General features: G+C 37.3%; 12 protein-coding genes, 3 tRNA genes and 1 other RNA gene. All 16 read right to left on the bottom strand.

The features are described 5' to 3' along the window. Positions 1-2 precede the first annotated feature (2 nt). Entirely contained in the window at positions 3-2,000 is a 1,998-nt protein-coding gene (locus CSE_RS05680) for a V-type ATP synthase subunit I (protein ID WP_014453685.1), read from the bottom strand. Further along, positions 1,981-2,313 carry a hypothetical protein gene (locus CSE_RS05685; protein WP_014453686.1) on the bottom strand — a complete coding sequence of 111 codons (333 nt, stop codon included), beginning with the start codon at positions 2,311-2,313 and terminating at the stop codon, positions 1,981-1,983. The genes CSE_RS05680 and CSE_RS05685 overlap by 20 nt, the downstream gene beginning before the upstream one ends. Before the next feature lies 1 nt (position 2,314). Continuing rightward, the gene (locus CSE_RS05690) at positions 2,315-3,763 is read right to left on the bottom strand and encodes an aminotransferase class I/II-fold pyridoxal phosphate-dependent enzyme (RefSeq protein ID WP_014453687.1); all 1,449 of its coding nucleotides are present in this window, start codon (positions 3,761-3,763) and stop codon (positions 2,315-2,317) included. Between the two features lie 25 nt (positions 3,764-3,788). Further along, positions 3,789-3,866 (bottom strand) — tRNA-Pro (locus CSE_RS05695). 3 nt (positions 3,867-3,869) lie between these two features. Beyond that, positions 3,870-3,947: transfer RNA gene (locus CSE_RS05700), tRNA-Pro, on the bottom strand. Between the two features lie 63 nt (positions 3,948-4,010). Continuing rightward, positions 4,011-4,345: RNase P RNA component class A (gene rnpB, locus CSE_RS08105), an RNA gene on the bottom strand. Positions 4,346-4,355: 10 nt separating this feature from the next. Next, complete coding sequence (locus CSE_RS05710) at positions 4,356-5,069, bottom strand: zinc ribbon domain-containing protein (protein WP_014453688.1); 714 nt, start codon at positions 5,067-5,069, stop codon at positions 4,356-4,358. 12 nt (positions 5,070-5,081) lie between these two features. Then, positions 5,082-5,156: transfer RNA gene (locus CSE_RS05715), tRNA-Ile, on the bottom strand. A gap of 99 nt (positions 5,157-5,255) precedes the next feature. After that, positions 5,256-6,248 (bottom strand): ABC transporter ATP-binding protein, encoded by a 993-nt coding sequence (locus CSE_RS05720; RefSeq protein ID WP_014453689.1) that lies wholly within the window; start codon positions 6,246-6,248, stop codon positions 5,256-5,258. After that, entirely contained in the window at positions 6,245-7,246 is a 1,002-nt protein-coding gene (locus tag CSE_RS05725; RefSeq protein ID WP_014453690.1) for an ABC transporter ATP-binding protein, read from the bottom strand. The genes CSE_RS05720 and CSE_RS05725 overlap by 4 nt, the downstream gene beginning before the upstream one ends. A 7-nt stretch (positions 7,247-7,253) precedes the next feature. Then, complete coding sequence (opp4C, locus tag CSE_RS05730) at positions 7,254-8,147, bottom strand: oligopeptide ABC transporter permease (RefSeq protein WP_014453691.1); 894 nt, start codon at positions 8,145-8,147, stop codon at positions 7,254-7,256. Between the two features lie 10 nt (positions 8,148-8,157). Next, positions 8,158-9,126, bottom strand: a complete 969-nt coding sequence (locus CSE_RS05735; protein ID WP_014453692.1) for an ABC transporter permease — start codon at positions 9,124-9,126, stop codon at positions 8,158-8,160. 77 nt (positions 9,127-9,203) lie between these two features. Continuing rightward, a complete protein-coding gene (locus tag CSE_RS05740) occupies positions 9,204-11,429 on the bottom strand; it encodes an ABC transporter substrate-binding protein (RefSeq protein ID WP_014453693.1) in 2,226 nt (741 codons plus the stop codon). Between the two features lie 69 nt (positions 11,430-11,498). Beyond that, on the bottom strand, positions 11,499-11,927 hold the full coding sequence (locus CSE_RS05745) for a hypothetical protein (protein WP_014453694.1): 429 nt from the start codon (positions 11,925-11,927) through the stop codon (positions 11,499-11,501). Further along, positions 11,920-12,474, bottom strand: a complete 555-nt coding sequence (locus tag CSE_RS05750) for an RNA polymerase sigma factor (protein ID WP_014453695.1) — start codon at positions 12,472-12,474, stop codon at positions 11,920-11,922. The genes CSE_RS05745 and CSE_RS05750 overlap by 8 nt, the downstream gene beginning before the upstream one ends. Positions 12,475-12,514: 40 nt before the next feature. After that, positions 12,515-13,378, bottom strand: a complete 864-nt coding sequence (locus tag CSE_RS05755; RefSeq protein ID WP_014453696.1) for a hypothetical protein — start codon at positions 13,376-13,378, stop codon at positions 12,515-12,517. Between the last annotated feature and the right edge of the window lies 1 nt (position 13,379).

Here is a 13,379-nt window from a genome sequence, read left to right on the forward strand (position 1 = left end):
CCTTAATGTTTTTTGTTTAATCTAATATTTTTAAATTCAAACCCTAAGGGCTTGAATTCATAACCACCTAAATCATAAAATCTTCCAAAGAATTCGAGGAAATTCAAACGCATTGAGTGAATAAATGCACCTAACACATTCATAAATAATGCAAGCGCATGGAGTGCAAAAAGTACTAACAAAGTTACAAGTATTCCAACGGGTCCAAGCATTTCGCCGATGACTTTGGCCATAAGGTTAAAGGAAGAAGCAAGAATTCCAGAACTTAATCCCAAAGCAAACAATCTGAGATATGAAAGTGTATCTCCAAGGAAGCCAGAAATACCATAAGAACTTCTAATACCATAGAGGTTTACAAGAGCAGCGATAGGCTTAAATAGAGGCGTTCTTATTGACATCCAACCTCCAATTAATATGAGCATAAGACCTACCGAAAGAAGGATATTATCAAGCAATTTAAGTGCCGGATTTAAACCAACAATTACAAGGAGAACAAGGCCAGGCAAAAATAAAAGCCAACCCAATCCATTGAAGATTGCATCGAGATAACTTCTATTTTTAATTTTCACAATAATACTTATAAGAACACCAACCATTTGCGATGTAAAACCAATGATTAGAGACAATACCATAAATTGAACAGATCCATTTGGAGAGGTTGGATCAATAACCTGTATCTTAGACATTAACTTTGAAAGAATAAAATTTGGGAAATATGTAGCAAAGAGATTCCCAAAAAACGAGTTTGTCAACAGCCCAATAATAATAGACGAAACTCCACCATAAAAGAGAATCATAAAGAATTTCCATGCACCAATATTTCTCTTGTATTTCATTGCAAATAAAATTCCGAATAGGGCAACAATTAATCCGTATCCCGCATCGCCAAGTGCAAACCCAAAGAACGTTGTAAATAGAATTGCAACAACCATTGTTGGGTCAATATTTGAATAAGAAGGAAGGCCAAATAGCCTGATGAGAAATTCAAATGGTCTAAATATAGGAGAGTTCCTCAGACTTACCGGAACTAAATCGTTTGAATCTGTTTCAAGCTCAAAAGAAATGAAGTTTAGTTTACTTATAACTGATACAAAACGTGTATATTGTTCTTCTTTTACATAACCTCTTACAACAAGAACTGTTTTCCCCTCAAGAAAATGAAGCATGGAACTTTCTTTCAAGTTAAGAGATCTAAAGTAATCCTCAAGAATTAAAAGTTTTCTTTTCTCGCTGTAAAATTCAGTTAGTTTAGATACAATTACATTCTGCTCTCCAGAAAGTTCCTGAAGTTTTTTTTCGATTCTCTGTGCTTCTTCTTCAAAATATCCCGAAAAACTCTCCAAAGGCATAAGAATTTCTATCGAGTAATCTTTAATAATTTGATCTACAAAATCTTTCTCATCTTTTACAAAAAGCACAAATACTTTGCTTTTATTTTTGTCACTTTCAAACACATGCACAAATAGATCTTGTGTCCTTACATCGCTTTGAAACTTTGTTAGGTTTTTTGTATTTACCAAACCAATGAAAGACGATGTCTGTTTTGTCCCTTTTAGAATTGAAAACTGAAACGGAAAGTTAGAAAATAATGCCAAATTCTTTTTTTCTTCAAGGAGTTTTGATATTTCGCCTTCAAGTTCGTGATATCTATTCCTTAAAAATGTTATTTCTTTGTAAAGTTTATCAAGATTATAATTGTTAACTACATCACTAAACTCTTCAATATCTACATCAAAGTCCTGGGGTAAGAAACCTTGAATAAAGCCCTGCTTTTCAAGATTAAATTCCTTAAAAATTGAGAATATTACAGAAATTTTGTAAAGTTCGTCATCAAAAGTATGTTCTGGTATTGCTGTCTTAAAATTGTTGTAATTTGAAATAATCTCTTCCGAAACGCTTTCAAGATGAAAAGTATTGAGGTCAAAAAGCGTATCTAAAAGTTCCTTTTTACGATCACTGGATCCTACTATTGCAATTTTCTTAACTTTCTCTATTGCCATAGTTCAAAACCTCTTTAACGTATTTAGGAAGCAATTTGTCTAAGTTTTCTTTGGAAGTTTTTTCAAGATTTTTTAGTTCATTCTCAAAATTTGCTTTAAACGTCCCAATATCCTTCTTTAGAGTATTGAACTGCTCTTCCTTGAAACTTTCGAGTTCTCTTTCTAATTTCTTCTCAATTTCATCTTGAAGAGCAACCATTTCTTTTCTATACTGTTCTTTCATTTCCCTTATCTTTTCTTGAGCATCCTTTAAAATCTTTTCTCCCTCTTCTTCAAACTCTCTAACCGTGTTTAAAAGGTCTCTTTCAAGCATATTACTCTCCTTTCACTACCCTTATTGCAATTTCACTTCCATATCTTATTGATCCTTGAACAAGACCGCCTTTTTCAAAAACTTCCTGCGTAAATTCAATGCACTCTTCGTCTATAATCATACCAGGTGCAAGAACAGGAATTCCTGGTGGGTATGGGGCAACGATTCCCCAAGAAACTCTTCCTTTTGTCTCTCTTAGTGGAACAACCTCAAATTCTCTTTGGAATGCCTCAAATGGCAGCATTGCAAAAGAAGGTGCTTCGGGAAGTTTAGGCATTCTAACAGTACTTTTTTCCTTTCTTGGCTCAATTCTTTTAAGGACAGATACAAGGGTGTCAATATCCCTTTTTGATGTACCAATTGTTATAAACAAAAGCACATTTTGAAGATCTGCAAGTTCAATCTCAATTCCATTTTTATTTAATATGTGTTCAAATTCAAATCCTGAATATCCTAACTCTTGGACATTTATTGTAAGTTTAATAGGGTCAAATGCATAGACATCTTTTCCGTTTATTGTCTTATCCGTAATAACCTTGAATCCATCAAGTGCAGAAATTCTTTCTCTCGCGTATTCTGCAACTTCTATCGCCTTATCCCACATTTCTTTTCCATGGAGAGCCATTTCACGCCTTGCAACATCAAGAGCAGTCATAAAAATATAAGAAGGGCTTGAACTTTCAATGATACTTAAAATTTGCTCAATTCGATCAACATTCACATCCTTAGACGGTATATGCAAAAATGAAGTTTGCGTTAAGGTAGGTAATGTCTTATGAGCACTTTGCGTCACGAGATCTGCACCTAAATAGATAGCAGACTTTGGAAATTTGGAGTTAAATGGGAAATGTGCGCCATGCGCTTCATCAACAAGAGCACGCATTCCATTTTCATGGACAATATCAATTATATCTTTAATTCTTCCCTGAAGTCCGTAATAGTTTGGAGTTGTTACAAGAACTGCCTTTGCATCAGGATTTTCTGTTATTGCCTTCTTTATTGATTCGGGAGTCACGTTTGTAATGATTCCAAACTCTTCATTAAATTCTGGTTGGACAAAAACAGGTTTAGCCTTTGCAAGTAAAATACCACCAATAACAGACCTGTGAGAATTTCTTCCTATGATTATCTTCTCATTTTCTCTTACAGAATCGAGGATCATTGCATGAACGCCTGCAGTTGTGCCGTTCACGAGGAATATTGTTGCCTCGGTTCCATAGAGACTACTTGCAAGATTCTCTGCTTCTCTTATAACGCCTTGAGCATAGTGCAGATAATCAAGGCCTGAAACTTCGGTTAAGTCAAAATCGAAAAATTTATCGCCGAAAAGCCTTTTTAAAATTTTTGGAGCCCCTTTCCCTTGTGAATGTCCTGGCATATGAAAGGGGATCATTTTACGCTTTATATATTTCGAGACTGCCTCATACAAAGGTGCCCGTTCTTGTTCCACCTATACCTCCATTCTTATCCTCAAATGGTCGGGATGGTGGGATTCGAACCCACGACCTCTTGGTCCCGAACCAAGCGCTCTAACCAAACTGGGCCACATCCCGTAGTGGTCGGGGCGAGAAGATTCGAACTTCCGACCCCCTGCACCCCATGCAGGTGCGCTTACCAAACTGCGCCACGCCCCGACAATATACTTAATTGACCCGATAAATTATATGAAAACTTTCTAAATTTGCAACACTTTAAAGGCCTTAAGTAAGGAATAAGCCGGATTCTGTATCTCGAAGCCGAGATGGTAGTCATTTATCTAAGCGGCCAACCCGGTAGCATGAGGGGAGCACTCTTAAGCTACCCTATTTGGCCTTGCTCCGGGTGGGGTTTGCCATGCGTAGCCCTGTCACCAGGACTACCGGTGGTCTCTTACACCACCTTTTCACCCTTGCTAACTCAAAAGTTAGCGGTCTATTTTCTGTGGCACTTTCCCTGGGGTCACCCCCGCTTGGATTTCCCAAGCACCCTGCTCCCAGGAGTCCGGACTTTCCTCAGAAGGGTGTTGCCCTTCTGCGACTACCTTCCTTACTTAAGGCCTAAAACTACTCTATCTTTAAGTATAGTATTTTTCCACAAATTTCGCAACGTAAAATTTTATTACCTTTTGTTTCCTTAAGAAATTCAACGAATTCTATAGGAAGTTTTACGCCACAATTACCACAATGGCCATGATCAACTTCAGTTATTGCACCATCTGGAAAATCTTCCCTTATTGACAAATACTCTCTTGTAAATTCTAAAGGCAATGTTGATAGGACATTCTCAAACTCCTTATCTAACGTTCCTTTTTCTTCTTTAATTTCTTTTTCAAGTTTCTTGTATTCCTCTTGGATGCTCTCATATCTGTTTTTAAGTTTTATAATATTATCACTTATTTCCTTTATCTTTTTGTCTTTGTCTGATATTTCAGATTCCACAAAAGATAAACTCTTTTTAAGTTCTTCTAACCTTGAAGTTAAGTTTTCCTCACTTTTTTTTGCTGCTTTAAGTTCTTTCTGAGTCTTAAATTGGTTTGAATCAATTGCGTTTTGAATACTTCTTAGTTCTCTTTCGGTTTCTTCGATCTCACGTTCTATTTCATTTTTTCTTTTAACAAATCCAGATTTAGAAAGAGTTATTTCATCTATTTCACCACTTAAAGTTTTTATTTGATCTTCTATCTTTAGTTCTTCTTCGATTTCTTTGACACGTTTTTCTTTTTCGCGGGTTAATGTCAATTTGGTTTCTATTTCATAAAGTTTCTCAAGGTATGACATAATATTCCTCCATGGTGGGCCCGCTTGGATTCGAACCAAGAACCAATTGGTTATGAGCCAACCGCTCTGCCGTTGAGCTACGGGCCCAAATTCAGGTGCATAACTATTTTACACAAAAGCAATTTTTAGTCAAGAGCAAACCGAGGGGAAAAGTATCCCCTCGGTTATATAAATTCACAGAAAAATTTACTTTGAATATTCAACTACTTTACCTTCTTTTACAAAATGGCATGCAACATAATGACCTGAACCTACATCAATTAGCGGCGGCTCTTTCTCTGCGCAGATGTCCTTTGCAAACCTGCAACGAGTTCTAAATCTACATCCTGATGGTGGATTAATCGGTGAAGGAATATCTCCCTGAAGAAGAATTCTTTCTTTTTTAATTTCTGGATCTGGAATTGGTATTGCAGAAAGGAGCGCCTGTGTATAGGGATGAAGAGGCGTTGTAAATAACTCTTTTGTTTCGGCAACTTCAACGAGTTTACCAAGATACATTACACCAATTCTATCTGAAACGTGTCTAACAACAGCGAGGTTATGTGCAACAAGCAAGTATGTAAGTGCTAATTTTTGCTGTAACTCAAGAAGAAGATTTAAAACCTGTGCTTGAATTGAAGCATCAAGAGCAGAAACAGGCTCGTCCGCCACAACAAATTTTGGATTCAAAACTATCGCACGTGCAATCCCAATTCTCTGTCTCTGTCCACCTGAGAATTCGTGAGGATATCTTCTAAGGTATTCAGGACGCAAGCCTACGAGTTTCATTATTTCAACCACTCTTTCTTCTTGCTCTTTTCTATCCCCAATGCCATGCACTAAAAGTGGCTCACGGATTATTTCTCCAATTGGCATTCTTGGGTTAAGCGATCCATACGGATCCTGGAAAATAATTTGCATTTCCCTTCTTATTGGTCTCAATTGGTTTTCGGGCAACTTAGTTATATCTTTCCCATCAAAAATAATTTTGCCTTTCGTTGGCTCGATTAACCTTATAATTGTTTTGCCAGCAGTTGTTTTACCGCTTCCACTTTCACCTACAAGCCCAAAAGTCTCACCTTCGAAGATGTGGAAACTCACATCATCAACTGCCTTTACCCATCCTACTGGTCGCGAAAAAACACCACCAAGAACAGGAAAGTATTTTACTAAATTTTGAACCTCAACAAGTTTTTTCATGATACAGCCTCCTTCTCAACAGCAACTGGGTGGAAACACCTCACAAGATGACCTGACTCAATCTCTGCAAGTTCTGGCATTTCTTTTCTACAACGTTCAGTTGCGAAAGGACATCTTGGGTTAAAGTGACATCCGTTAGGCATTCTATATGGATTTGGCACCATTCCTTCAATTGCAGGAAGAGGAGTTTTAGTTTTTTCCGTCTTCAAACTTGGCACAGAACTCAATAGACCGTAAGTGTAAGGATGTCTTGGTCTCTTGAAGATTTGATATACATCTCCGTATTCCACAATCTTTCCAGTGTAGGCAACCGCAACTGAATTAGCCATTTCAGCAACGAGTGCAAGATCGTGAGTTATGAATAAAATCGCCATACCAGTCCTCTTTTGTAGATCCTTCATAAGTTCAAGAATCTGCGCTTGAATCGTTACATCTAATGCAGTGGTTGCCTCATCCGAAATAAGAAGATCAGGGTTGCATGACATTGCCATTGCAATCATGACTCTTTGTCTCATTCCACCACTCAACTCATGTGGATATTGGTTAAACCTTCTTTCAGGCTCTGGAATTCCGACAAGCCTTAGAAGTTCTATTGTCCTCTTCTTTGCTTCTTCTTCACTTACATCCTGATGTATAAGGATTGCTTCCATTATTTGGTCGCCAACAGTATAAACCGGGTTTAAGGATGTCATTGGCTCTTGGAAGATCATTGCAATCTCTGCACCTCTAATTTTCCTCATTTGTTCAGGCGTCTTTTTAACAAGATCTTCTCCTTTAAAAATAATTTCCCCACCAACAATTTTTCCAGGGGCATCAATGAGTTGCATTATTGAAAGAGATGCAACTGACTTTCCGCATCCACTTTCCCCAACAAGTCCAAGTACTTCTCCTTTATGAATTGTGAAATTCATCCCGTCAACTGCTTTAACAACACCGTCATCAGTGAAAAAATACGTTTTTAAATCTCTTACATCAAGTAGTACTTCTTCCCTTTCCATTTCTCACCTACCTATAAAGTTTAGGATCCATTGCATCACGCAATCCATCACCAAGGTAATTAAATGCAAGAACAGTTATAAACATAGCCAAACCTGGAGACCAAACAAGCCATGGTGCAATTGCCATTGCATACTGTGCATTTTGGAGCATGTTTCCCCAAGATGGTGTTGGTGGCATAACCCCAAATCCAAGATAACTCAACGCCGCTTCGTATATGATATTTCCACCAACTCCTAATGTAGCAGATACGATAATTGGAGCAAGAGAATTTGGAAGTATATGTCGCCATATGATTCTATTGTTTGAAACACCAATTGCTCTTGCAGCTTCGACATATTCATTTTCTCTCAAGGAGAGGAACATACCTCTTACAATTCTTGCGTCGGTCATCCAACCAAAGATTGCAATTACTAAAATGATTTTCCAGACACCTGCACCTGGAATAACTGATGCTAACACTATTAAAAGAGGAAGGACTGGTATTGAAAACATAATGTCAGTAAATCTCATAAGAATTGTATCAAGCACTCCACCATAATATCCCGCGTATGCACCCACTATAATGCCAACAGCCAAAGCGGAAACAACCGATGCAAAACCAACCAAAAGCGAAATTCTTCCTCCGTAGAATAAACGCGTCAAAACGTCTCTTCCAAGTTCATCTGTCCCAAGTAAGTGCCTTAAATTTGGTGCCTGTAAGACTTCTTCAGTCGAGCCAAGTTCAGCAACCTTGTATGGAGAAAGATAAGGTCCTACGATACACGCAAGAATTATTAATATTAGAACGACAAGAGAAAGCATTGCAAGTTTATGCTTTCTTAGTCTTTTTCCGACAAGATACCAATAAGTTTCCACTCTACCTGTAACTATCTCTTCTATTTTTGTAACTTCAACCGCCATAGGTTACCTCCTAACTATACCTTATACGAGGGTCAACAACAGCGTATAGTAAATCTGCGATTAAATTCCCAATAATAAGAAGACTCGATTCCAAAAGAAGACACACCATTGCAACAGGATAATCATTTGAAAGCATTGCATCAACTGTTAGTCTTCCCATGCCGGGAATACTAAATACAGTTTCGGTAATTGTTGCGCCAGAAATTATGCCAGGAAGAGAAAGACCCAATAATGTGACTATAGGGATAAGGGCGTTTCTCAAAGCATGTTTAAATATAACTGTTCTTTCGGGAAGTCCTTTTGCTCTTGCAGTTCTAACGTAGTCCATTCTTATTACTTCAAGCATTGAACTTCTTGCATAACGCATCCACGAAGCCATACTGAACAAAGAAAGAACTATAACTGGCAAAATCATGTATTTTGCCTGGTCGAAGAATCTAACCACAAATGGCGCGGTTTCTATTCCCGGTGTCATTACGCCACCAATTGGAAGCCAACCAAGCCTAAGGCCAAAAATCATCATCAAAATAAAACCAAACCAGAACGTTGGCATTGACATTCCAAAAAATGCAAAGAATGTGAAGAAATAGTCAAAAAATGTATACTGGTGTAATGCAGAGTAAATTCCAATAGGAACACCAATGATAAATGCAAGAACAAGAGATGCAATAGAAAATCTCAAAGTGTAAGTTATCGCTCGTCCTACAAGTTCTGTTACAGGTTTTCCACCTGCAAAAATGGAAACACCCCAATTTCCTGTTATCATAGACCAGAACCACTTAAAGAACCTCAAGTACCATGGAAGGTCAAAACCCCATGCGTGTTTTAATCTTGCAATGTCTTCTGGTCTAATTCTTGGGTTTATTGCCATTTGTGCAAATGGATCGCCTACCAAACTCAAGACTCCAAATGTTACAAGAGCTACCCCTAAGAAAAGCGGGATCATCTGCAAAATTCTCCTAATTAAGTAGTTTCTCACTTTTTCCTAAGCCTCCTTACCTTAAAAATAGGGGGCCTCTTTGCGGAGGCCCCCGCAAAGTCAAATTAAATTTTTATCTATTTCTTCTCCCAATACCAGAGTTCGGAGTTATAAGTATATCCAATTGAAGATGACATTACATAATCAAATCCTGCCATTGCAAGGTTCTTCTTTGGAGTATAAACATCAGTCCAGAGGTTCAACCCAACTTGAGGGACAAGATCTACAATACGCTGTTCTGCAATATAGTAGTTCTTCTGACGAACCGCTGGGTCAACTTCGTGAGTTGCCTTATAAATTGCATCGTCAAGCGTTGGATCTGAAATACCAGTGTAGTTCTGACCCTGCCAACCATTTTCCTCGGTTGGGATTTGTGAGGAGTGGTAGAGTGTAAATCCACCTGGATCAAGTGGGTCACCGCCCCAAGCAAACATTGCAAGTTGGAACATCCTGTGAGTTGTATAGGTGCCAAAGAAATAACTTGCTGCTAAGAACTTTGTCTGGATATCAATTCCAATTTTCTTGAGTTGTGCTTGCAAAACAACTGCTTCATCCTTTCTATCCTGACGTGTTGTTGTTGAAAGTTCAAGTGTTAATTTCTTTCCATCTTTATACCTGTAACCATCTGAACCCATCTTCCAACCTGCTTCATCAAGGAGCTTATTAGCCATTGCTGGATCATATTTTGGCATTACAGCCTTTGGATTTCTGTAAAATTCGTTAAAGAGTGCGATGTATGGATAGTAGAGGTTCTTCCTAACACCAAGGTGAACACGCATGTTAAGGTCATCATAATCAATTCCATATGCAAGTGCTTTACGAACTCTTACATCTGATAGAATTGGATCAGTAACATTAATCTCAAAGTGTTCCCAGAATGTTGATGGAATCTTTTGGACTTTGATTGTTGGAATCTTTTCTGCCTGTTGTGCTTCTTTGGAACCAAGACCAATAAGTGTCAAATCAACTTTACCTGCAAGAACGTTCATAAGCATGGTGTTTGTATCAGGAATCCACTGATATACAAATTTCTGAATAAGTGGTTTTGCTCCTGCCCAACCAAACCAGTACGGATTGGGAACCAATGATATATAGGATCCTTCAACCCATTGATCAATCTTGTAAGGGCCAGCATGAATTGGCTTTTTTGCTAAATCTGAAGAAGTGATCTGTTCAAGTGGCACCTTACTATAGAAGTGCTTTGGATAAATTGGAAGCCCAAGGTTTGCATAAGGAGTTGTGTCTTTCCATGTGACAACCATCGTATATGGGTCAGGGAATTCAATTTTTTCAATCTTATCATATGGATCAGTTGTTGGAATTTGTTCAATCTTTCCTGAAAGATAAATATCAAAAACAGCAAAATTAATGTCATCTTTGTAGTTTACAGGAGTGCCATCGGACCACTTTACACCTTTCCTAAGGTAGTATGTAGTTTTCATCCAAGTTTTTCCATCTGGTCCTTTGTAAGTTGTCCAAGTGCCGTCCTTAAAGTTGGGGACATTAAGTGCCATACGAGGTACTACTGTTCCATTGGGGAATTCCATAATAAGACCATCTTCATACTGCATTGCAATATTACGCTGTGCCATCATTGATGTTGCAAACGACATCAATGCATCTGGCTCCTGTGTTTGTGCAACGACAACTTGTCCACCTACTTGTGGAGGAACCATGATCTTATAAATTGCATATGCGCATTCTGCCCTTGTTGCTGCCATTGTCGGATCAACGGTGCCTTCTTTTGTGTGGTATGTGAGAATTTGAATATCAGGCCTGTATGCAAGCGTTACTGCTCCAACTGCCCAAGATGCGATCTTTTTCCAGTCATTTGCCCAAACAATTGGCTCGCCTTTCCAAGCATTTGCCTCTGCTTCTTTCCCAACAACTCTTACGCCAAGAACTGCAAGTTCTTGCCTTGAAATGGAGTTTGCAGGCTTAAATGTACCATCAGCATACCCCTTGATATAACCTGCTTTTACTGCTGCTTCAACGTAACCATAAGACCAACGATCTGCTGGCACATCCTTGAATGTTGGCGTTGCAGGTTTGTACTCCTTCAAGCCTTTTGCAATGCAAATCATCTTTGCAAATTGCTCTCTTGTAACTGGATTCTCAGGCTTGAATGTGCCATCTGAAAAACCTGCGATAACACCCTTTGAAACGAGGTAATCAATCTGGTCTTTCGCCCAGTAGTCTGCAGAAACATCTTTAAACCCTGCAGCATTAACGCTCAATGGTCTTACTGCAAAAAGCGTTAAGACCATTGCCAATGCTACTACCACTACTAATACTTTCTTCATGCTCTTACCTCCTTCTTTTAGTTTTTTAAACGAAACTTTTCGAAAGTTTTTTGCCAACTTTCACCTCCTTTAATGTAAGGTTTCCAATCCTAACGGTGCTTGCAAACTCCATATATAATTATACAGAAATTGTCGAGATTGCAAATATGAATAAAACTTAATTTTATAGAATATCTTATCGCTACTTTTGTAAACCTCCCTAAGAGTCAAATGTTCGTTGTTATTAACAGGAGATACATCAAAAAGTAGTCCAAAAATATCAAACATAAACGAAAATAAACTCTGGTTTTGAGAAGAGGAAGCAACCGTCTCCCTAAAAAGATTCAAAGATTTTTCGAATATCTTTTCCTTGGATAAATTTGGATTTTCACGTTTTTCTTTCAAAAGAAGTGCAACTTCAAAAAGTTCGGCCTCTTCCTCTGATAATCCGTTAACGAACTTTTCTTCTTTTAGAAATTTTTCAAGTATACTATCAAATCTTTCTTCTATGTTATCCATTAATCATCTCCTCGATAATTTCTTTAAGCCTCTTTAAAGCCCTGAATTGCAAAACTTTCGTTGCAACTTCTGTTTTCCCTAAGATATCTGCAATTTCTTTTATTCCCTTGTTTTCATAAAATCTCATTTTTATTATTTCTTTATATTGCTCAGGCAATTTCTCAAGAGCCTCAATTATAGTTTTACTTATGAATTCATTTGCAAATGATTCGTATGGGTCCCTAAGAAGGGGTTCATATGCTCTATCAAACTTCTCTTCAAGATCCAATGTATCTTTGTGAAGATTCCTTCTGAACCAATCTCTTATCAGGTTTCGCTCAATTGCATAAAGCCATGTATCAATGTGGTAACCTTCCTTTAGTTCAAAGTTAGGAAGTGATTTTATGAACTTGTAAAATGTTTCCGAAGTAATATCTTCTGCTATTTCCTTCATCTTTATTCTTCTATAAGCATAATTAAAAATCCTATCGTAATAAAACTCAAAGAATTCTTTGAATACAATTTCATCACCACTTTTAAGTCTTTCTATTACCTTCCTTTCGTCCAAACCTTTCTCCTATATACGCAAAAATTCTAAAAAAGTTACACTAAAAATTTCCAACGATTTCCCCAATCTTAAAAATTTTTGGAGTAAGCACAACAATAAGAGAAGAGAAGTTGTTAAAATCAGGTTCTTCAACCTTTACCACTGCAAATTTAGAGTCAGAATCAAAAACTGTTACTTTTATTTCTTTAATCGAATTTCCATTAACAATATAAACAAAAGTTCCATCCGACTTTTTCACTAAAGCATCTTTTGGAATTCTGAGACCATAAACAATTTTTTCCAATATTTTAAACGAGCTCTTTGTTGAAAGAATTTCTGGAAAAAATTCAGAAACCTCATAGAATCCATAATCCTCATTGTAATAAATTAGATTTGCCTCTGTCTTAACAAATTCATTAATATAAATGCTAATGGTGTTTTCGCTTTCTCCACAAAGAGGGACGGAAATTATTAAATTAGATAAAATAATTGAGGCAAATGGGATATTCTTTGAAACTTTTGTACTCTTTATCCACGAAAATTCAAAGTCCTTTTGGCTTTTTAAAAGTTGAGAAATACTCTCGCATTCATTGTTTACAAATCCCTTAATGAAGTACCCGTTTGCTGGTGCAAAGACATTTTTAATTCCATCCTTTGTAGAAAGCAAACCTATGGTTTCGCCCTTACGAACAAAATCAAAATCATCTTTAAGAAATTGAATGTTACCCTCATCTTCAGCGGTGATATTTTTAGCGCAGAACAGGGTTTTTCCTTTTATATCCTTGTATATTTCATAGTATCCAAAATTTGCAGTATAGAATTTAGCAAGGCTTTTCCTAATAAATGCCCTTATATCATTAATAAGTCCCAAAATAAGAACAATAATAATGACTATAGAAATAACTACAATAATTTTCTTTTGCATT

Source organism: Caldisericum exile AZM16c01 (genome assembly GCF_000284335.1).
GTDB lineage: Bacteria > Caldisericota > Caldisericia > Caldisericales > Caldisericaceae > Caldisericum > Caldisericum exile.

Excerpts from the sequence above, each read along its gene's own strand:
- CSE_RS05680 (WP_014453685.1), bottom strand. The coding sequence starts at position 2,000 with ATGGCAATAGAGAAAGTTAAGAAAATTGCAATAGTAGGATCCAGTGAT.
- CSE_RS05685 (WP_014453686.1), bottom strand. The coding sequence starts at position 2,313 with ATGCTTGAAAGAGACCTTTTAAACACGGTTAGAGAGTTTGAAGAAGAG.
- CSE_RS05710 (WP_014453688.1), bottom strand. The coding sequence starts at position 5,069 with ATGTCATACCTTGAGAAACTTTATGAAATAGAAACCAAATTGACATTA.
- CSE_RS05720 (WP_014453689.1), bottom strand. The coding sequence starts at position 6,248 with ATGAAAAAACTTGTTGAGGTTCAAAATTTAGTAAAATACTTTCCTGTT.
- CSE_RS05725 (WP_014453690.1), bottom strand. The coding sequence starts at position 7,246 with ATGGAAAGGGAAGAAGTACTACTTGATGTAAGAGATTTAAAAACGTAT.
- opp4C (WP_014453691.1), bottom strand. The coding sequence starts at position 8,147 with ATGGCGGTTGAAGTTACAAAAATAGAAGAGATAGTTACAGGTAGAGTG.
- CSE_RS05740 (WP_014453693.1), bottom strand. The coding sequence starts at position 11,429 with ATGAAGAAAGTATTAGTAGTGGTAGTAGCATTGGCAATGGTCTTAACG.
- CSE_RS05745 (WP_014453694.1), bottom strand. The coding sequence starts at position 11,927 with ATGGATAACATAGAAGAAAGATTTGATAGTATACTTGAAAAATTTCTA.
- CSE_RS05755 (WP_014453696.1), bottom strand. The coding sequence starts at position 13,378 with ATGCAAAAGAAAATTATTGTAGTTATTTCTATAGTCATTATTATTGTT.